General features: G+C 73.6%; 15 protein-coding genes. 8 read left to right on the forward strand and 7 right to left on the reverse strand.

Going from position 1 to position 18353, the window contains the following annotated elements:
* Window position 1 precedes the first annotated feature (1 nt).
* The gene (locus AB0L65_RS24490; RefSeq protein ID WP_364249103.1) at window positions 2–2827 is read right to left on the reverse strand and encodes an FAD-linked oxidase C-terminal domain-containing protein; all 2826 of its coding nucleotides are present in this window, start codon (window positions 2825–2827) and stop codon (window positions 2–4) included.
* Between the two features lie 67 nt (window positions 2828–2894).
* On the opposite strand from AB0L65_RS24490, the gene AB0L65_RS24495 reads away from it, so the two are divergent.
* Entirely contained in the window at window positions 2895–4301 is a 1407-nt protein-coding gene (locus AB0L65_RS24495; RefSeq protein WP_364249105.1) for a VOC family protein, read from the forward strand.
* Between the two features lie 95 nt (window positions 4302–4396).
* Here AB0L65_RS24495 and AB0L65_RS24500 read toward each other — a convergent pair whose 3' ends face one another.
* Complete coding sequence (locus AB0L65_RS24500) at window positions 4397–5152, reverse strand: GntR family transcriptional regulator (RefSeq protein WP_364249107.1); 756 nt, start codon at window positions 5150–5152, stop codon at window positions 4397–4399.
* A gap of 67 nt (window positions 5153–5219) precedes the next feature.
* Window positions 5220–6065, reverse strand: a complete 846-nt coding sequence (locus tag AB0L65_RS24505; RefSeq protein ID WP_364249109.1) for a citryl-CoA lyase — start codon at window positions 6063–6065, stop codon at window positions 5220–5222.
* 115 nt (window positions 6066–6180) lie between these two features.
* Here AB0L65_RS24505 and AB0L65_RS24510 point away from each other — a divergent pair, with 115 nt between their 5' ends.
* Window positions 6181–7287: an RNA-guided endonuclease TnpB family protein gene (locus AB0L65_RS24510; RefSeq protein WP_364249111.1), complete on the forward strand. Its 1107-nt coding sequence runs from the start codon at window positions 6181–6183 to the stop codon at window positions 7285–7287.
* Window positions 7288–7407: 120 nt separating this feature from the next.
* On the opposite strand, the gene AB0L65_RS24515 is transcribed toward AB0L65_RS24510, so the two are convergent.
* Window positions 7408–8625 carry a CoA transferase gene (locus tag AB0L65_RS24515; RefSeq protein WP_364249113.1) on the reverse strand — a complete coding sequence of 406 codons (1218 nt, stop codon included), beginning with the start codon at window positions 8623–8625 and terminating at the stop codon, window positions 7408–7410.
* A 156-nt stretch (window positions 8626–8781) separates the two neighbouring features.
* Here AB0L65_RS24515 and AB0L65_RS24520 point away from each other — a divergent pair, with 156 nt between their 5' ends.
* From AB0L65_RS24520 to AB0L65_RS24530, 3 genes are read left to right on the forward strand one after another with little or no spacing between them, the layout of a single operon-like run.
* Entirely contained in the window at window positions 8782–9858 is a 1077-nt protein-coding gene (locus tag AB0L65_RS24520) for an NAD(P)-dependent alcohol dehydrogenase (RefSeq protein WP_364249115.1), read from the forward strand.
* Window positions 9855–10958: an aldehyde dehydrogenase family protein gene (locus AB0L65_RS24525; RefSeq protein ID WP_364249117.1), complete on the forward strand. Its 1104-nt coding sequence runs from the start codon at window positions 9855–9857 to the stop codon at window positions 10956–10958. Before AB0L65_RS24520 ends, AB0L65_RS24525 begins: the two co-directional genes overlap by 4 nt.
* Window positions 10955–12205: a cytochrome P450 gene (locus tag AB0L65_RS24530; protein WP_364249119.1), complete on the forward strand. Its 1251-nt coding sequence runs from the start codon at window positions 10955–10957 to the stop codon at window positions 12203–12205. Before AB0L65_RS24525 ends, AB0L65_RS24530 begins: the two co-directional genes overlap by 4 nt.
* On the opposite strand, the gene AB0L65_RS24535 is transcribed toward AB0L65_RS24530, so the two are convergent.
* Window positions 12206–12697 carry a hemerythrin domain-containing protein gene (locus tag AB0L65_RS24535; RefSeq protein ID WP_364249121.1) on the reverse strand — a complete coding sequence of 164 codons (492 nt, stop codon included), beginning with the start codon at window positions 12695–12697 and terminating at the stop codon, window positions 12206–12208.
* A 115-nt stretch (window positions 12698–12812) separates the two neighbouring features.
* On the opposite strand from AB0L65_RS24535, the gene AB0L65_RS24540 reads away from it, so the two are divergent.
* Both AB0L65_RS24540 and AB0L65_RS24545 read left to right on the forward strand, forming a co-directional pair.
* Window positions 12813–14522 (forward strand): ABC transporter ATP-binding protein, encoded by a 1710-nt coding sequence (locus AB0L65_RS24540; protein ID WP_364249123.1) that lies wholly within the window; start codon window positions 12813–12815, stop codon window positions 14520–14522.
* A 60-nt stretch (window positions 14523–14582) separates the two neighbouring features.
* Window positions 14583–16379, forward strand: coding sequence for an ABC transporter ATP-binding protein (locus AB0L65_RS24545; RefSeq protein WP_364249125.1), 1797 nt, complete (start codon window positions 14583–14585; stop codon window positions 16377–16379).
* Window positions 16380–16383: 4 nt separating this feature from the next.
* Here the strand turns inward: AB0L65_RS24545 and AB0L65_RS24550 are convergent, their stop codons facing one another.
* Window positions 16384–16872, reverse strand: a complete 489-nt coding sequence (locus tag AB0L65_RS24550) for a DUF4396 domain-containing protein (protein WP_350727644.1) — start codon at window positions 16870–16872, stop codon at window positions 16384–16386.
* Between the two features lie 194 nt (window positions 16873–17066).
* Between AB0L65_RS24550 and AB0L65_RS24555 the strand changes: the two genes are divergently transcribed.
* Window positions 17067–17708: a nucleoside/nucleotide kinase family protein gene (locus tag AB0L65_RS24555; RefSeq protein ID WP_364249127.1), complete on the forward strand. Its 642-nt coding sequence runs from the start codon at window positions 17067–17069 to the stop codon at window positions 17706–17708.
* A gap of 216 nt (window positions 17709–17924) precedes the next feature.
* Here AB0L65_RS24555 and AB0L65_RS24560 read toward each other — a convergent pair whose 3' ends face one another.
* The gene (locus tag AB0L65_RS24560; protein ID WP_364249129.1) at window positions 17925–18347 is read right to left on the reverse strand and encodes a thioesterase family protein; all 423 of its coding nucleotides are present in this window, start codon (window positions 18345–18347) and stop codon (window positions 17925–17927) included.
* Window positions 18348–18353: the final 6 nt, after the last annotated feature.

Here is an 18353-nt window from a genome sequence, read left to right on the forward strand (position 1 = left end):
CTTACGGCAGCCGGTCGGCGAGGAGCTGGGCCAGGTGGGTGCCCCGCCGGGCCGACAGATCGGCGATCTGCGTACGGCAGGAGAACCCGTCGGCGAGCACGGCCGTCCCCGGCTCCGCCTGCCGGACCGCCGGGAGCAGCTGGTGCTCGGCCACCGCCACGGACACGTCGTAATGCCCCTTCTCGACGCCGAAGTTGCCCGCCAGCCCGCAGCACCCGCCCAGCCGGGTCACCCGCGCGCCCGCCTCCCGCAGCAGCCGCAGGTCCTGCTCCCAGCCCATGACCGCGTGGTGGTGGCAGTGCGGCTGGGCCACCACCGTCACCCCGTCGAGCGCGGGCGGCCGCCAGCCGGGCGTGCCGGACAGCAGCTCGGCCAGCGTGCGGGTCATGCGCGCCACCGGCCCGGCCACCGCCTCGTCCAGCAGCTCCAGCGCGTCCGAGCGCAGCACGGCCGTGCACGACGGCTCCATCCCCACGATCGGCACCCCCTGCCCGGCGGCCTCGGCCAGCTCGGCGACCGTGCGGCCCAGGATGGCCCGGGCCGCGTCCAGCTGCCCGGTGGAGATCCACGTGAGCGCGCAGCACTGGCGGCGCTCGCTGATCCGCGGGCGGTAGCCGGCCGCCTCCAGCACCTTCACGGTCGCGCGGCCGATCTCCGGCGCGAAATGGTCGGTGAAGGTGTCGACGAACAGCATCACCGGCCTGCCCTCCGCCGGGCTCCGCCGCTCGAACCAGGCCCGGAACGTCTCCCGCGCGAACTCCGGGAGCCCGCGCCGCCGGTCCACCCCGGCCAGCGCCGGCAGCCCCGGCACGCGCATGAGCGCGTTCACCGCCCGCGGCATCCGGCTCGCCAGCCGCGCCCAGCGCGGCAGCCGCCCCAGGGAATAGTGCGTGAGCGGCCGGACGCGCCCCTTGTAGGTCTGGTGGAGCACCTCGGACTTGTACGCGGCCATGTCGATCCCCGTCGGGCAGTCCGAGGCGCAGCCCTTGCAGGACAGGCAGAGGTCGAGGGCCTCGTGGACCTCGGGAGAGCGCCAGCCGCCGGTGACGCCGGAGCCGTTGATCATCTCCTGGAGCACCCGGGCGCGGCCCCGGGTGGAGTCCTTCTCCTCCCTGGTGGCCAGGTAGGAGGGGCACATCACCCCGCCGGCCGCGGTGTTGTCGGCCCGGCACTTGCCCACGCCCGTGCAGCGGTGCACGGCCTGGCCGAAGTCGCCGCCGTCGTGGCGGTAGGCCAGGGCCAGGCCCTCGCGCACCGGGTGGGCGGCCGGGACGCGCAGGTCGGCGTCGAAGGGGCGGGGCCGTACGAGCACGCCGGGGTTGAGCACGTCGCCCGGGTCGAAGATCGCCTTGACCCCGGCGAACAGGTCGATCGCCGCCTGCGAGTACATGAGCGGCAGCAGCTCGCTCCGGGCCCGGCCGTCGCCGTGCTCGCCGGACAGCGAGCCGCCGTAGCCGGCGACCAGCGTGGCCGCGGCCACCAGGAAGGCCCTGAACGCCGCGCGCCCGCCCGGCTGGTCCAGCGGCACGTCGAGCCGGATGTGCAGGCAGCCGTCGCCGAAGTGCCCGTACGGCAGGCCGGTCAGGCCGTGTCCGGCCAGCAGCGCCTCGAAGTCGCGCAGGTAGCGGCCCAGCATCTCGGGCGGCACGGCGGCATCCTCCCAGCCCGCGTGCGCCGGCCGCCCGGCGGGACTGCGCCCCGACAGGCCCGCGCCGTCCTCACGGATGCGCCAGAGCGCCGCGGCCTCGGCCGGATCGGTGACGACCAGGGCGTCCTCGCCGCCGGCCGCCACCCGGGCGGCCCGCTCCCGCACCTCGGCCGCGTCGTCGCCCGCGACCTCGACGAACAGCCAGGCGGCGCCGCGCGGCAGCGGCGGCACCGCGCCGGGGCCCCGCCGCAGGCGCACCACGTCGACGATGCGCGCGTCGATGCCCTCGCAGGCCGTCGGCCGGTGCTCCAGCACTCCCGGCGCGGCGTCCCCGGCGGCGGCGATGTCGGCGTAGCCGAGCACGACCAGGGCGCGGTGCGCCGGATCGGTCACCAGCCGCACCGTCGCCTCCGTGAGCACCGCCAGCGTGCCCTCACTGCCGACCAGCAGGCGGGCCACGTCGAACCCGCGCTCCGGCAGCAGGTGCTCCAGCGCGTATCCCGACATCTGCCGCCCGAACCGGCCGAACTCGGTCCTGATCGTGGCCAGGTCGGCCATCGCGAGATCCCGCAGCGCGGCCGGGATGCCCCGGCCGGGCCGGGCCGGCGCGGCGGAGGCGCCCGGCAGGTCCGACGCGGCCTGGCCGGGCAGGTCCAGCGCGGTCCCGTCGCCCGCCACGGCCTTGAGCCCGGCGATGTTGTCGGACGTGCGGCCGTAGCCGAGCGTCCTGGAGCCGCAGGCGTTGTTGCCGATCATGCCGCCGATGGTGCAGCGGGTGTGGGTGGACGGGTCGGGGCCGAACCTGAGCCCGTACGGGGACGCCGCCCGCTGCAGGGCCGCCTGGACCACCCCCGGCTGCACCACCGCCGTGCGGGCCTCGGCGTCGACCCGCAGCACCTGGTCCATGTGGCGGCTGAAGTCCAGCACCAGGCCGGGGCCGACCGCGTTCCCGGCGACCGACGTGCCGCCGCCGCGCGCGGTGAGGGGGATCTCGTGGCGCGCGCACAGCTCGATCGCCGTCGCCACGTCCTCGGCGGACCTGGGCCGGGCCACCAGCAGCGGCGGCACCCGGTAGAGGGAGGCGTCGGAGGAGTGGAGCGCCCGCGACGTGGAGTCGTCCAGCACGTCGGTGACCCCGCGGCGGCGGAGGTCGGTCGCGAGAGCGGCTGCGCGGTCCATGAGTAGCATGCTACATGCGACCCATGTAGCATGCTACTCGCTTCCGGCGGCGAGGAGAGAAGGCACGATGGTCGACGCGACCGCACTCCGGGCGGCTTTCGCCCGGCGCCTGTCAGCGATGTACGGCACCGAGGTCCCCGCGTACAACACGCTCGTCGACGTCGCGCAGGAGGTGAACCACGAGGTGCTGGCCCGGATGGGCGCCGGCGCCGAACGCCTCGGCTCCATCGGCCGCGTCACCGCCGAGCGGCACGGCGCGATCCGCGTCGGCACCCCGGCCGAGCTGGCGCAGGTCGCGCGGATCTTCGGCGCGATGGGCATGTACCCCGTCGGCTACTACGACCTGCGCGAGGCGGCCAGCAGTTCCGTGCCCGTCGTCTCCACGGCCTTCCGCCCCGTGGACGAGGACGAGCTGGCCGCCAACCCCTTCCGCGTGTTCACCTCCATGCTGGTGACGGGCGACCGGCGGTTCTTCGGCGCGGACCTGGAGCGCCGGCTCGGCGAGTTCCTGGGGGCGCGCCGGCTGTTCCCGCCGCGCCTGCTCGACCTGGCCGACCGCGCCGAGGCCGAGGGCGGCCTGGACGACGAGGCGGCCGAGGAGTTCCTGACGCTCGCCACGCGGGCGTTCGAGCTGTCCGCGGAGCCGGTCTCCCGCAGCTGGTACGCCGAGCTCGAACGCGTGTCCGCCGTGGCCGCCGACATCGGCGGCGTGGCCTCCACCCACGTCAACCACCTGACCCCGCGCGTGCTCGACATCGACGCCCTCTACGCCCGCATGAGCGAGCGCGGCATCACCATGATCGACGCCATCCAGGGGCCGCCCCGCTGGGACGGCCCCGACCTGCTGCTGCGCCAGACCTCCTTCCGCGCGCTGGCCGAGCCGCGGCTGTTCAGGGAGGACGACGGGCGGGTCGTCCAGGACGACCTGCGGGTGCGGTTCGGGGAGGTGGAGGCGCGTGGCATCGCCGTGACGCCCGCCGGACGCGCGCTCTACGACGAGCTGTCGGCCGAGCTGGACGCGGCGCTCGCCGGGCAGCGGGTCACCACGGACGAGCGCAACGCCGCCGGGGCCAAGCTGTGGGCGGACCGGGTGCCGCGCGGCGAGGCCGACCTGGCCGCGGGCGACCTCGCGTACTTCACCTTCCACGTCCTCGGCGCCCGCCCCGGCGGCGCCGCGCCCGCCGACCTCGCGACCCTCCTGGCCGACGGGTGGATCGGCGCCCGGCCCATCGTGTACGAGGACTTCCTGCCGCGTTCGGCCGCCGGCATCTTCCAGTCCAACCTGACCTCCGACGGCGCCAAGGACGTGACGGCGGCAGGCGCGGACTTCGGCCCCGAGGCGCTGGCCGCAGTGCTCGGGCGCCCGCTGCACGACCCCTACGAGCTGTACGCGTCGACCCGGGCGGCCTCGCTGGCCCGCGTCCGCGACGAGCTCGGCCTGGCCCGGGACATCACCCTGCCCCCGGCCCGTTAACCCGACTGCGGCTCGTCGGCGACGGCTCGTCAGCCCGGCTGCGGCTCCTCGGGGATGTTCCGTCGGCCTGGCTGCGGCTCTTCGGCGATGGCCCGTTAGCCCGGCTGCGGCTCCTCGACGATGGATGCCCACAACGCGTCCACGTCGACCGGCTTGCCCTGGGCCCTGGCCGCCTGCCGGGCCAGGATGAGGCCGGTGTTGGTCAGATGGGACCGCATCGCGCGCACCGCGCCCTCGGCGTCCGCCGCCGCGACCGCCGCCACGATCGGCTCGTGCTCCTCGTGCACCTGCCGCAGCGTGCGGGAGCGGTCGTCCGTGGACGTGCCGAGGATGCGCATGGTGTCGCGCAGCCCGCCCACGATCGCGCGGGCCCTGCCGTTGCCCGCCGCGACCAGGAGGCGGTCGTGCAGCGCCTGGTCGAGCTGGAAGAACAGCGCCTCGTCGGCCGCCTCGACCGCCGCCGCCATCTCCGCCATGGTCGCCCGCAGCGCCGCGCCGAGCCCGGCGGCGTCCCCCCTCGCTGCCCGCCGCGCGGCGGGCAGCTCCAGAGCCAGCCGTACCCCGAAGATCTCGACGATCTCCCGGGGATGCGGCAGCACGACGCGGAACCCGCGGTTGCGCTCGACCTGCACCAGCCCTGCCTCGGCCAGGCGCAGCATCGCCTCGCGGACCGGGCTCCTGGAGACGTTGAGCTGCTCGGCCACCTGGTAGACGGAGTAGAGCCGGCCGGGGACCATCGCGCCCGTGTGCACCGCCCGGCGCACCTCGGAGATCACCTGCTCGGCCAGCGACCGGCCCGCGTGCGGCAACGGCTGCAGCTTCAGCTCGGCGTGTTCGCGGGTCGGCGGCATGTCGGCATGTTACCCGTACGGGACCAGCGGCGATCATGCGCCGCCCGGCGGGCGTTTCAGCGCCGTTTCAGTGCCGGTCGGCGGGCAGATCGCGTGGTTCCGGTCCCCGGTAGGCGGGCAGCAGCGGGGGCGGTATGGGGCCTTTGATGCGGCGGCCCTCCCCGTGCTCCTCCCACGCGTGCGCCAGGACGCCGACCGCGCGTGACAGGACGAACAGGCCCCTGCCCAGCTCGGGCGCGAAGCCGAGCTCGCTGTAGACGATGGCGGTGGCGCCGTCGACGTTCATCGGCACCGGCGCCAGCTGCCGCTCGATCTCCAGCCCGATCCGCAGGTACGCGCCCTCGACGACGCCGTCGCGGGCCGCGTCCTCGACCGCCCGCACGAGGGGGTCGCGGCGCGGGTCGCGCGGGTGGAAGCGGTGTCCGAACCCGGGAAAGTACCGCTTGGCACCCCGATACCCAGCCAGCACCCCCGAGACCACCTCCGAGACCGTCCCCGCCAGATCGGCATCCGCAGGATCGGCCTCTGCCGGGTCTGCGGTGGTTCGTACCCGGATGTCGGCCAGCACGGCCATGCACTCCTGACCAGCGCCCCCGTGCACGTCGCCGAGCAGCCCGACGCCCGTGGCCACGGCGGTGTTGAGGCCGACGCCGCAGGTGGCGGCCATGCGGGCGGCGGCGATCGAGGGCGCCTGCGGCCCGTGGTCCACCCCGGACACCAGCGCGGCCTCGAACAGCGCGGACTGACCGGGCGAGGGCACCTCGCCGCGCAGCATCAGCCAGATCGTGTCGGCGAACGACAGCCGGCCGATGAGCTGCTCGACGGGATAGCCGTGCAGCCGGATGACGCCGGGGGAGATGTCGGATATGGCGGTGGCCCACCATCCGGTCACCTGCTCAGTCGTGGTGCTCATCGAATCTCCTTGGCGTGAAAACCCCGTTCTTAAGGGCAGGGAGGGTACGTGGAATAGTGCGGCAGGATCGAACATGTGCACGATGCGTGACTGATCGCGTACTAGAATGTGAACTGTGGCGCAGACCGTGAAGCGGGCCTACAAGTACCGCTTCTACCCGACCCCCGAGCAAGCCGAAGAGCTCGCCCGGACGTTCGGCTGCGTCCGCCTCGTCTACAACAAGGCGCTGGAGGAGCGCACCCGCGCGTACACCATCGACGGGCGTCGCGTCTCCTACGGGGAGTCGTCGGCGGCCCTGACCGCATGGAAACGCAGCGGCGACTACGACTTCCTGTCGCAGGTCTCCTCCGTGCCGTTGCAGCAGGCGCTGCGCCACCTCCAGGCCGCGTTCGCGAACTTCTTCGCCAAGCGGGCCAACTATCCGACGTTCAAATCGCGCAAGAAGGCGCGGGCCTCGGCCGAGTACACCCGCTCGGCCTTCCGCTGGCGCGAGGGCCGGCTGTGGCTGGCCAAGATGGACGCGCCACTCGACATTTGCTGGTCGCGTCCGCTGCCGGTGGGCGCCGAGCCGTCCACGGTCACCGTTTCCCGGGACGCGGCGGGCCGTTGGTTCGTCTCCCTCCTGACAGAAGAGACGATCACTCCATTCCCGCCGGTGGAGCAGACGGTGGGGATGGATGCGGGCATCACCGCCCTGGCCACACTGTCCACCGGAGAGAAGATCGTCAATCCCCGCCACGAACGCCGCGACCGGCGCAAACTGGCCAGGGCTCAGCGGGCGCTCGCCCGCACGGCCAAAGCGAGCGCCAGCCGGGCCAAGGCCCGGCTCAAAGTGGCCCGCGTTCACGCCAGGATCGCCGACCGTCGCCGGGATTTCCTGCACAAGCTCACCACTCGACTTGTCCGTGAGAACCAAACGGTCGTGATCGAGGACCTCACCGTCCGCAACATGGTCAAGAACGGCAAACTCGCCCGAGCCATCTCCGACGCCTCGTGGCGGGAGCTGCGGAGCATGCTGGAGTACAAGGCCGCCTGGTACGGCCGGGCCGTGATCGCGGTGGACCGCTGGTTCCCCTCCTCCAGGCTGTGCTCGGCTTGCGGGAGCGTGCAAGACAGGATGCCGCTGAACGTCCGGAAGTGGGCCTGCGCGTGCGGCGCGATCCACGACCGGGACGTCAACGCGGCCCGCAACCTCTTGGCCGCTGGGCTGGCGGACAAGTAAAACGCCTGCGGAGCTGGTGTAAGACCTCAACGAGAGTCCTCTCGGGCGGGCGACCGGCGGTGAAACGGGAACTTCCATGAGCGACCGTGGGGATCCCTCTCGATTTCGAGAGGGAGGAAGTCAAACGGCTCCTTCCTGGTGCAGGCGGGCGATGTCGGTGTCGGAGTAGCCGAGGGTGCGCAGCACCGCGTCGGTGTGCTCGCCGAGTCTCGGGGGCGGGCCGGCGGGGGCCAGGGGGCGGCCGTCCACGTGGGCGGCACCGCCCAGCAGCACGAGTTCGCCGCCGCCGGAGGCGGGGGAGGGCAGGCGGTGCAGCAGGCCCCGGTGCTCGACCTGCGGCGAGCGCAGCGCCTGCGGGACGGTGACCACCGGCGCCGCGGGCACGCCGGTCGGCAGCAGGATCTCGTCCCACTCGGCCGCCGGCCTGGTCTTCAGCGTCTTCTCCAGCTCCTCGCGCAGGGCGTCGCGGTGGGTCTTGCGGTCGTCCCTGGTGCGGAAGCGGTGGTCGCTCATGAGCTCCGGCCGGCCCAGCACCCGGCAGAGGGTCTCGAACTGCTCCTGTTTGTTGGCGGCGATGTTGAGCTGGCCGTCGGCGGTCTCGAAGGTGCCCGACGGCGCCGACGTACGGTTCTCGTTGGCCATGGCCACCGGCTCCCGCCCGGCGACGAGGTAGTCGGAGACCACCCAGCCCATCCCCGTGAGCGCGGCGTCCAGCATGGACACGTCCAGGTGGGCGCCCTGTCCGGTGCGGAGCTTGCGGTGCAGGGCGGCGGCCACGGCGAAGGCGGCGGTGATGCCCCCGGCGCTGTCGCACACCGGATAGCCCACCCGTACGGGCGCGGTGTCCGGGGTGCCGGTGACGCTCATGATGCCCGCCAGGCCCTGGATCACCTGGTCGTAGGCGGGGCGCTCGCGCATGGGCCCGGTGGCGCCGAAGCCGGACAGCGCGCAGTAGACCAGGCCGGGGTTGATCTCGCGCAGCCGTTCCCAGCCGAAGCCGAGCTTGTCCAGCACGCCGGGGCGGAAGTTCTCCAGCAGCACGTCGGCCTCGCCCAGCAGCCTGGTGAAGACCTCGCGGCCGGAGGCGTGCTTGAGGTTGACGGTGACCGAGCGCTTGCCCGCGTTCTGCGCCAGGAAGGAGACGCCGAGGTTCTCGCCGCTGAGGCGGGGGTCGGCGCCGAGCTGGCGGGCCAGGTCTCCGGTGCCGGGGATCTCCAGCTTGATCACGTCGGCGCCCATGAGGGCGAGCTGGTAGCCGGCGTACGGGCCGGACAGGACGTTCGTCATGTCGAGCACGCGTACGCCGTCGAGCAGCCGCGGTGATGAGTTGTCGGTCATCGAACCCCTGTCCGTACCGCTATGTGGTCCAAAAATACCGTACAGCGGTTCAGGCGGGCGTGTCGATGACCGCGCCGCCTGCTTGACACGTCCAGGGGACGGCCCTTGAATTGGATGGCTCCGTCCAAAAAAAGCGATCGCCTCCCGGGGAGAGTGATGCGAGCTCGAGCGGCGGTCCTGCGCGACCCGGGCAGGCCGTTCACCGTCGAGGACGTGTCCCTCTCCGCGCCCGGCCCCGGCGAGGCGCTGGTCCGCGTGGCGGGCGCGGGCATGTGCCACACCGACGTGCTGTTCCGGGGGCTGGCGGAGCTGCCGATGCCGATGGTCTTCGGGCACGAGGGCTCGGGGGTCGTCGAGGCGGTCGGCCCCGGGGTGACCCGCGTGGCGCCGGGCGACCACGTCGTGATGAGCTACGATTCCTGCGGCTGGTGTGGGCGGTGTGTGACCGGCGCGGCCTCGTACTGCGACGAGTTCATGACGCGCAACCTCAGCGGGGTGCGCGCGGACGGGTCGGCCGGGGCCACCGGGACCGGTGGCGAGCCGGTCGCGGCCCGCTGGTTCGGGCAGTCCTCCTTCGCCACCCATGCCGTCGCCACCGAGCGCAACCTGGTCACCGTCGACAGGTCGCTGCCGCTGGAGCTGCTCGGGCCGCTGGGCTGCGGCCTGCAGACCGGCGCGGGCTCGGTGTTCATCGCCCTCAAGGTCCGCCCGGCCGACGCCATCGCGGTGTTCGGCGCCGGGGCGGTCGGCCTCGCGGCGGTCATGGCCGCCAAGGTCGCGGGCGCCGGCGAGATCGTCGCCGTGGACCTGCATGCCTCGAGGCGCGAGCTGGCCCTGGAACTCGGCGCCACCCGGGCGCTCGACGGCGCCGACCCCGGCCTCGCCGACGCCGTCGGCGAGGTGGACCACTCCTTCGACACCACCGGCGTGCCGGAGGTGATCCGCACCGCGATCGCCGTGCTGCGCCCCGGCGGGTCGTGCGGCCTGGTCGGCGCGGGCGGCGGCGAGGTCACGCTGCGGCCGACCGCCCTCGCCGGGCGCACCGTCCGCTTCATCCTGGAGGGCGACGCCGTGCCCCAGCAGTTCATCCCCATGCTGATCGGGCTCTGGCGGCAGGGCCGCTTCCCCTTCGACCGGCTGATCCGCACGTACCCGCTGGGCGGCATCAACGACGCCGAACGCGACTCCGCGAGCGGCGCCACGGTCAAGCCCGTCCTGCTGCCGGCCTCATGACGGACTTCGCCATGACCGTCGGCGGCGCCGCGGCGGCCGGCACGGGCACGTTCGACGTCGTCGACCCGGCCACGGGCGAGGTCTTCGCCCGGGCTCCCGACTGCGGCGCCGACCGGCTCGACCAGGCCATGGCGGCCGCCCGCGCGGCCTTCCCGGCCTGGCGGCGCGACGAGCGGCACCGCCGTGACCTGCTCAGGGAGGCGGCCGGCGCGCTCGAGGCCGCGGCCGGCCGGCTCGCGCCGATCCTCACCGCGGAGCAGGGCAAACCCCTCAAGGACGCCCGGCGCGAGGTCGCCACCGCCGTGACGTGGCTGCGCTACTACGCCGACCTGGACCTGCCGCGCGAGGTGTCGCAGGACGGCTCCGCCGAGGTGATCCGGCGCCCGCTCGGCGTGGTGGCCGCCATCACGCCGTGGAACTTCCCGATCGCCCTGGCCATGTGGAAGATCGCACCGGCTCTGCGCGCCGGCAACACCATGGTGCTCAAACCCTCCCCGTACACGCCCTTGACCACCCTGGCGATGGGGGAGATGCTTGCGCGGATCCTCCCGCCCGGCGTGCTGAACGTCATCAGCGGCCGCGACCCCCTCGACGCCCTCATGACCGCCCATCCCGTACCTCGCAAGATCAGCTTCACCGGCTCGACGGCCACCGGCAAGCGCGTCGCCGGCCTGGTCGGCGACGCGCTGGAGCACGGCGCGGTGGCCGCGGCCGGCGGCCGGCCGATCGACCGGCCCGGCTACTTCTACCAGCCCACCGTCCTGTCCGGCGCGACGGACGGCACGCGCATCGTCGACGAGGAGCAGTTCGGCCCGGCGCTGCCCGTCATCGCCTGCCGCGACCTCGGCCGGGCCGTCGAGCGCGCCAACGGCACCGCCTACGGGCTGACGGCGTCGGTGTGGTCGCCCGACCTGGACCGGGCCGCGCGGGTGGCGGCCGAGCTGGACTGCGGCCAGGTCTCGATCAACGGCCACGGCCGCGGCGTCCGCCCCGACCTGCCCTTCGGCGGCCACAAGTGGAGCGGCCTCGGCGTCGAGAACGGCCCCTGGGGCCTGTACGGCTACACCGAGCTCCAAGTCCTGGTAGGGAATCAATCATGAACATGACCATCGAGCAGGCGGGGCTCATGCTGGCCGACCCCCTCGCCTACGCCGACGAGCCGCGGCTGCACCAGGCGCTCACCCTGCTGCGGCGGGAGGCCCCGGTCCATCTCGTGGAGTCGCCCGAGTACACGCCCTTCTACGCCGTCACCCGGCACGCCGACATCATGCGGGTCGAACGCGACAACGCCCTCTGGCTCAGCGCGCCGCGCCCGGTCCTGGGCAAGAAGACGTTCGAGGCGCACGCCAGGCAGCAGGCGGCGCAGGGCATCCAGTTGAAGACGCTGGTCCACATGGACGACCCCGACCACCGCGTGGTCCGGGCGATCGGCGCCGACTGGTTCCGCCCCAAGGCCATGCGCGCCATGGAGAGCCGGATCCAGGAGCTCGCCCGCCGCTACGTGGACCGGCTGGCCGAGTACGGCGGCGAATGCGACTTCGCCACCCAGGTCGCGGTGCACTACCCGCTGTACGTGATCCTCTCCCTGCTCGGGCTGCCCGAGTCCGACTTCCCCCGCATGCTCAAGCTCACCCAGGAGCTGTTCGGCGGCGCGGACGCGGAGACCAGGCGCGGAGACACCGCCGAGGACCAGTTCGCGGTGCTCCTCGACTTCTTCGCCTACTTCCAGCAGCTCACCGCCGCCCGCCGCGCCCACCCCACCGAGGACCTGGCCTCCGCCATCGCCAACGCCCAGGTGGACGGCAAGCCGCTCAACGACATGGAGACGGCCTCCTACTACGTCATCATCGCCTCCGCCGGCCACGACACCACCAGCTCCACCGTCGCCGGCGGCCTGCACGCCCTCATCGAACACCCCGACCAGCTGGCCCGGCTGCGCGAGGACCCCGGCCTGCTGCCGTTCGCGGTCGACGAGATGATCCGCTGGGTCACCCCGGTCAAGGAGTTCATGCGCACGGCCTCGGCCGACACCAGCCTCAACGGCGTGGACATCAAGGCGGGCGAGTCGGTGCTGCTGTCGTACCCGTCGGCCAACCGCGACGAGGAGGTGTTCACCGACCCGTTCGCCTTCGACGCCGGCCGCGACCCCAATCGCCACCTGGCCTTCGGGTTCGGCGTGCACTACTGCCTCGGCGCGGCGCTGGCCCGGATGGAGCTGAAGGCCCTGTTCGCCGAGCTGCTGCCGCGCCTGGAGAGCGTCGAGCTCACCGGCCCGCCCGAATGGACCGCCACGACCTTCGTCGGCGGCATCAAGCACCTGCCCATCCGGTACAAACTCCGCCGCTGATCACATGTCGCTGGACCTCAGGAAGGCGGGCCGGGCCCGGCGCCACTCCGGAGTGTCCAGCGCGTTGAGCGCCGCGACGATCCGTTTCTCCTCGTAGACGAAGTGCGTCTCCATCAGCGCGGCGAGGCTGTCCAGCTCGCCGCGCACCAGGACCGGGTCGTGGTCCCGGCCGAGTCCGTCGAGGAGCGCCTGCAACCGCCGCAGGGAATCGTCCACCAGCCGGTGGTCGCGGCGCAGCTCCTCCAGCACCGGGCGCAGCTCGGGGAAGTTCCGGGCGAGCTCGGGGAAGGCGCCGCCGTCCTCGCCGGTGTGGTGCCGCTCCAGCGCGGAGCAGAAGGTCAGGCAGTGGGTACGCAGGTCGCGGGGGAGCGCGCCGCCCGCGAGATAGGCCTCGACGTCCTCGCGCAGCGCGTCGAGCTGCTCGCGGAGCCAGAGGTGCACGTCGATCAACTGGTTGCCGAACGCCGTCAGGCGCCCGTCGGGTGTTTCCATGGTCGTCCCATGTTTCGGCGCCTCCATGCCCTCGGCGATCTGTTTGCCGGGTGCACCGCGACGCTGGGACGTACCCCATCATCGTTCAGGAGATCGGTCAAATAGGGTGAAGTTCGTGGAACCCGGGACTCCTGACCGCCGAAGTGCTGGACGATACCTGTGGTGGCTGGTCAGGAGTCAGCCCGGCCGCATCGCCGTCGGCGCGTTGCTGGGGTCCGCCTGGATGGTCTGCCTGACGCTGCCGCCGTACTTCCTGTCCCGCGCCATCGACGACGGCCTGGCTCCGGGAGACAGGCCCGCGCTGGTCGGCTGGACCGCCGCCGTGCTCGGCGTCGGGGTGCTGAACGCCTGGCTGGCCATCATGCGCCATCGCACGATGACCAGGGTCCGGATGGACGGCGCGTTCCGCACCGTACAGGTGGTGGTGCTGCACGCGACGCGGCTGGGTGCGGCGCTCCCGCGCAAGGTCACGGCCGGGGAGGTGGTGACGATCGGGTTCGGCGACGCCGGCGTGATCGCCCACGCGCTGACCATCACCGGCCCCGGCGTCGGCGCGGTGCTCGCCTACGTCGTCGTGGCCGGGCTGCTGCTGGCCGTCTCGCCGCTGCTGGCCGCGGTGGTGCTGCTGGGCGTGCCGTTGCTGGTCATGCTGGTCGGGCCGCTGCTGGGACGGCTGCGCGGCGCCGAGACGGCGTACCGGCTGCGGCAGGGCGAGCTCGCCGCCCGGTTCGGGGACATCGCCGGAGGGCTGCGGGTCCTGAACGGCATCGGCGGCAAGGACGTGTACGCCGAGCGCTACCGGCGCGGCTCGCAGGAGCTCCGGGAGAAGGGCTACCAGGTGGGCGCGGTCACGAGCTGGATCCACGCCCTCGGGGTCGGCCTGCCCACGGTGTTCCTCGGCGCCGTGACGTGGCTGGCGGCCCGGATGGCCGCGCAGGGCGACATCACCACCGGCGAGCTGGTCGCGGTGTACGGGTACGCCGGCGTGCTGGTGGTGCCGGTCACGAACCTCATCGAGACCGGCTACGGCTTCAGCCGCGGCCTCGTGGCAGCCCGCCGGGTCATCCACTTCCTCACCCTCGAACCGGACGTCACCGGCGGCGACGCGGATCCGCCCGCCTCGCCCGCGCCGCTGCGCGACCCGGCCTCGGGCGTCGAGATCGCGCCGGGGAGGCTGACCGCGCTGGTCAGCGCCCGGCCGGGCGACTCGGCCGCGGTGCTCGACCGGTTGGGCGGGTTCACCGCGTCGGCCGCGACCTGGGGCGGGATCCGGCTCGACACCATCGACCCGGTACGGGTCCGCGAGCGGATCCTGCTGGCCGACAACGAGGCGGACCTGTTCGCCGGCATGCTGCGGGACGTCGTCGCCGGCAGGCACGATCCCGGCGACGAGGCCGTGGGCCGGGCGGTCCACGCGGCCATGGCGGAGGACGTCGTCCGGGGGCTGCCGCACGGGCTGGACTCCGCCGTCGACCCCCAGGCCCGCAACCTGTCCGGCGGGCAGCGCCAGCGCGTCCGCCTGGCCCGGGCCCTGCTGGCCGACCCGGAGGTCCTGCTGGCGGCCGAGCCCACCTCCGCCGTGGACGCCCACACCGAGGCGACCATCGCCGTCCGGCTGCGGGAGGCGCGAAGGGGCCGTGCCACGGTGGTCACCACGACCTCGCCGCTGCTGCTGGACCGGGCGGACACGGTGTACTACCTCGTGGACGGCTCGGTCGCGGCGGCCGGCGAGCATCGCGACCTGCTGCACGAGCACCCGGGCTACCGCCTGCTGGTGTCACGCGACGACGAGCCCAGCACACCGCCCGAGTGGGCCGCGCGATGACCGGATCCCTGCCTGAGTGGGCCGCGCGATGACCGGATCCCTGCCCGAGGAGGCCGCGCGATGACCGAGCCGCAGCCCGTCGCCCAGCCGGCCCCCGTCGCCCAGCCGGCCCGTGCGATGACCGGGGCTCTGCCGGTCGCCGAGCCGGCCCGGGTGCGGCGGGCGGCGTTGCGCCTGATCCGCCTGGACGGCCGCGCCTTCGCCGCCATGATCGCCCTCAACGCCCTGGCCGCCGTCGCGGGGCTGGCCGGGCCGTGGCTGCTCGGCCGGATCGTCGATGCGGTCAAGTCCGGTGCCGGGGCCGCCGCCGTGGACCGGCTGGCCCTGGACATCCTGGCCGCCGCCCTGGTCCAGCTCGTCCTGTCCCGCTACGCGGGCTACATCGGCCACCGCTTCGGCGAGCGCACGCTGGCCCGCATCCGCGAGCGGTTCACCGAACGCGCGCTCGGCCTGCCCGTCTCGGTGGTCGAGCGGGCCGGCACGGGCGACCTGACCACCCGGGGGACGACCGACGTGGCCGCGCTCGGCGCCACGTTGCGCGACGCCGGGCCGGACGTCCTCATCGCCGCGGTCCAGGCGGCGTTCATCCTGGCCGCGGTCTTCGTGCTCGATCCGCTGCTGGGCGCCTGCGGGGTGCTGGGCCTGCTGGGCATCTGGTTCGCCGCCCGCTGGTATCTGCGCCGCGCGGTGCCGGCGTACCTGGCCGAGGGCGAGGCCAACTCCGCGCTGGCCGAGCAGCTCGCCGCCACCACCGCCGGCGCCCGGACCGTCGCGGCGCTGCGCCTCGAACACCGCCGCATCACGGCCTGCCAGGCGGCGATCGGCGAGTGCCGCCGGACCCGCATCCGGACCCTGTTCCTGCGCAGCGTCCTCTTCCCCGTCGTGGACATCTCGTACGCGATCCCGGTGGCCGGTGTGCTGCTGGTCGGCGGCCTCATGGCGAACGGCTCCATGACCCTCGGAACGGTCGTCGCCGCCGCCCTGTACCTCCGCCAGCTCGGCCAGCCCCTGGACACGATCCTCCTGCACCTGGAGGGCATGCAGAGCAGCGGTGCCTCGTTCGCCAGGGTCGAGGGTCTCGCCCTGGTCCCGGGGCCGGCGCCGGCCGCCGGGCCGGAGCCCGTACCGGACGGCGACCGGCTGGTGGCCGCCGGCGTGCACTACGCCTACGACGGCGGCCCCGACGTCCTGCGCGGGGTGGACCTGACCGTCCGCCCGGGCGAGCGCCTGGCGATCGTCGGGCCCTCGGGCGCGGGCAAGACCACGCTGGGCAGGCTGCTGGCGGGCGTGGACGCCCCGCGCACCGGCACGGTCACCGTCGGCGGGGTCCCCGTCGCCGCCCTCGACCCCGGCCGCCTGCGCGAACGCGTCGTCCTGGTCACCCAGGAACACCACGTGTTCCTCGGCACGGTACGCGACAACCTGCGCATCGCCGCCCCTTCCGCCACCGACGCCGAGCTGCGCGCGGCCCTCGCCACCGTCGGCGCCGACTGGATCGACGACCTCCCGGACGGCCTCGGCGCCGATCTCGGCCCAGGGGGCCACCGGCCTGACGGCGCGCAGGCCCAGCAGCTGGCCCTGGCCCGCGTCGTACTGGCCGACCCCCACACGCTGATCCTCGACGAGGCCACCGCGCTGCTGGACCCGAGGACCGCCCGCCACACCGAGCGCGCCCTGGCCGCCGTGCTCGACGGCCGTACCGTCATCGCCATCGCCCACCGCCTCCAGACGGCCCACGACGCCGACCGGGTGGCGGTCATGCAGGAGGGCCGCCTCACCGAGCTCGGCACGCACCACGACCTCGTCGCGGCCGGGGGCACGTACGCCGAGCTCTGGCGCTCGTGGCACGGGGAGTGAACGGTCAGTGGCCCTGGTGGTACTGGTGCGTCACCGCATGGCCCTTGCCCCGTGAGATGAGCCACTTGTTCACCGGCGTGGTCAGCACGAACGCCACCAGCAGCGAACCGGCCAGCGCCACCCAGAACAGCCAGTTCGACAGGCCCGCGTCCATCGCGCCGGGCACGAGCAGCATCACCGCGTTGTCCAGGATCTCCATCATCGCGATGGAGATGGTGTCGGCGGCCAGCGCCACCCTCAGCGCGGTGCGGAAGTCGACACCGGCCCGCAGCACGCCCCGCATGGTCAGCGCGTAGCCGAACACGAAGGCCAGCGCGACGGACAACACCACGGTGGTCAGGTTGGACAGGCCGGCGGCGGTGCCGATGACCATGCCCAGCACCTCGCCGATGGCGCAACCGGTCAGGCAGTGCAGGGTCGCCTGCGCGGCCATTCCCCACGTGGCCGCGGGCGGGGCCTCATGGTGTGCGTGGTGGTGCTCGCTGTGATCCATACGATGCTCCTTAGTAGAGGGGAGACACATTGTAGGGGTATGGGGTATATCGATAATCGGGGGGCGGGCGTGGATAAGCTGGCGGCTCATTGGCGACATATCCCGCTAAATCCGTATTCGAGGAGAATCTTGAGCCCTACCCAGCCACCCGCCGCCCACCGCCTCCCGGCGGTCCCGCTCGCCGGAGGCGTCCGGTGACCGGCGCGCAGCTGATCGAGCGCGTACGCGGGCTGGCCGCGTCCGGCGAGCGCGTCGTGGTGGGCATCGCGGGATGCCCGGGCGCGGGCAAGTCCACGCTGGCCGGCTGGCTGGCCGAGAACCTCACCTCCGCCGGGCTGCCGGCGGTGTGGGTGCCGATGGACGGGTTCCACCTGGCCGACGTCGAGCTCGAACGCCTCGGGCGGCTGCGCCGCAAGGGCGCCATGGACACCTTCGACGCCCACGGCTGCCTGGCGCTGCTCCACCGCCTCCGTACCGAGACCGGCACCGTCGTCTACGCCCCGTCCTTCGACCGCGAGATCGAGCAGCCGATCGCCGGCGCCATCCCGGTGCCGCCGGCCGCGCGGGTCGTGGTCAGCGAGGGCAACTACCTCCTCGCCGACGACGACGCGTGGCGGCGGGTGCGGGGGGCCATGACCGAGGTCTGGTACGCGGAGATCGACGACCGCGTCCGCCTGGACCGGCTCACCAGGCGGCACGTCCAGTTCGGCAAGACCCCGTTCCAGGCCGCCCGCTGGGTCGCCGAGGTCGACGAGCCCAACGCCGCCGCCATCCGCACCACCCGCGACCGCGCCGACCTCCTGCTCAACCCCGACACCCTCGCCCCGTCCCCCTGACCCAAGATCTCGGCCGACCTCCGGCACCGCTCGACCTCCGGCACCGCCTGGCCCATCGGCACCCCGACCTGCCCGCACCCCTGGCCCGCCCGCAGCCCACCGCCCCGGCGCGCCGGGGAGGGCTGCCCCAGGGCGCAGGGCTGGGCGCCGTTCGTGTTGCGCCGGTCTCCGCCGCGCCGCATCCCGCCGACCCGGCGCCGGTGGGCGATGGGGTGGTTAGGGGGCGGGGGTGGCTTTGGCGTGGGCGCGGGCGGTGAAGCGGGTGGCGTCGATGACGGTGCGTTCGTGGGTGCCGGTGCTGATCACGTCAGCCCCGTCCTCGGCGCTCACCTCGAACCGCAGCCGCCGCCCCTCCACCCCCGTCAGCCGCACCCGGCAGGTGACCTCCAGGCCCGGCGGTGTGGGGGCCTCGTGGCTGAGGTCGACGTGTGTCCCGACCGTCTGCTCGCGCGGCCAGTCCAGGTAAGGCACCACCGCCTGAACGCACGTCCACTCGATCAGCCCCACCAGGAACCCGGTGGCGAAGACGGGCGGCATGACCGCGAACTCCGGCGACTCCGGATACAGCCCCGCCACGATCTTGCTCTCCGGGACGCGGAAACGGAAGGTGTGCTCCAGTCCGGGCTTCAGCTCACGCATGGTCCT

It is taken from the genome of Nonomuraea sp. NPDC052116 (assembly GCF_040680035.1).
In the GTDB taxonomy this organism is placed as follows: Bacteria; Actinomycetota; Actinomycetes; order Streptosporangiales; family Streptosporangiaceae; genus Nonomuraea; species Nonomuraea angiospora_A.

What these genes read in the sequence shown, in the direction of transcription:
- AB0L65_RS24490 (WP_364249103.1), bottom strand. Translation starts at nt 2,827, where the DNA reads ATGGACCGCGCAGCCGCTCTCGCGACCGACCTCCGCCGCCGCGGGGTC.
- AB0L65_RS24495 (WP_364249105.1), top strand. Translation starts at nt 2,895, where the DNA reads ATGGTCGACGCGACCGCACTCCGGGCGGCTTTCGCCCGGCGCCTGTCA.
- AB0L65_RS24500 (WP_364249107.1), bottom strand. Translation starts at nt 5,152, where the DNA reads ATGCCGCCGACCCGCGAACACGCCGAGCTGAAGCTGCAGCCGTTGCCG.
- AB0L65_RS24505 (WP_364249109.1), bottom strand. Translation starts at nt 6,065, where the DNA reads ATGAGCACCACGACTGAGCAGGTGACCGGATGGTGGGCCACCGCCATA.
- AB0L65_RS24515 (WP_364249113.1), bottom strand. Translation starts at nt 8,625, where the DNA reads ATGACCGACAACTCATCACCGCGGCTGCTCGACGGCGTACGCGTGCTC.
- AB0L65_RS24520 (WP_364249115.1), top strand. Translation starts at nt 8,782, where the DNA reads ATGCGAGCTCGAGCGGCGGTCCTGCGCGACCCGGGCAGGCCGTTCACC.
- AB0L65_RS24525 (WP_364249117.1), top strand. Translation starts at nt 9,855, where the DNA reads ATGACGGACTTCGCCATGACCGTCGGCGGCGCCGCGGCGGCCGGCACG.
- AB0L65_RS24530 (WP_364249119.1), top strand. Translation starts at nt 10,955, where the DNA reads ATGAACATGACCATCGAGCAGGCGGGGCTCATGCTGGCCGACCCCCTC.
- AB0L65_RS24535 (WP_364249121.1), bottom strand. Translation starts at nt 12,697, where the DNA reads ATGGAAACACCCGACGGGCGCCTGACGGCGTTCGGCAACCAGTTGATC.
- AB0L65_RS24545 (WP_364249125.1), top strand. Translation starts at nt 14,583, where the DNA reads ATGACCGAGCCGCAGCCCGTCGCCCAGCCGGCCCCCGTCGCCCAGCCG.
- AB0L65_RS24550 (WP_350727644.1), bottom strand. Translation starts at nt 16,872, where the DNA reads ATGGATCACAGCGAGCACCACCACGCACACCATGAGGCCCCGCCCGCG.
- AB0L65_RS24560 (WP_364249129.1), bottom strand. Translation starts at nt 18,347, where the DNA reads ATGCGTGAGCTGAAGCCCGGACTGGAGCACACCTTCCGTTTCCGCGTC.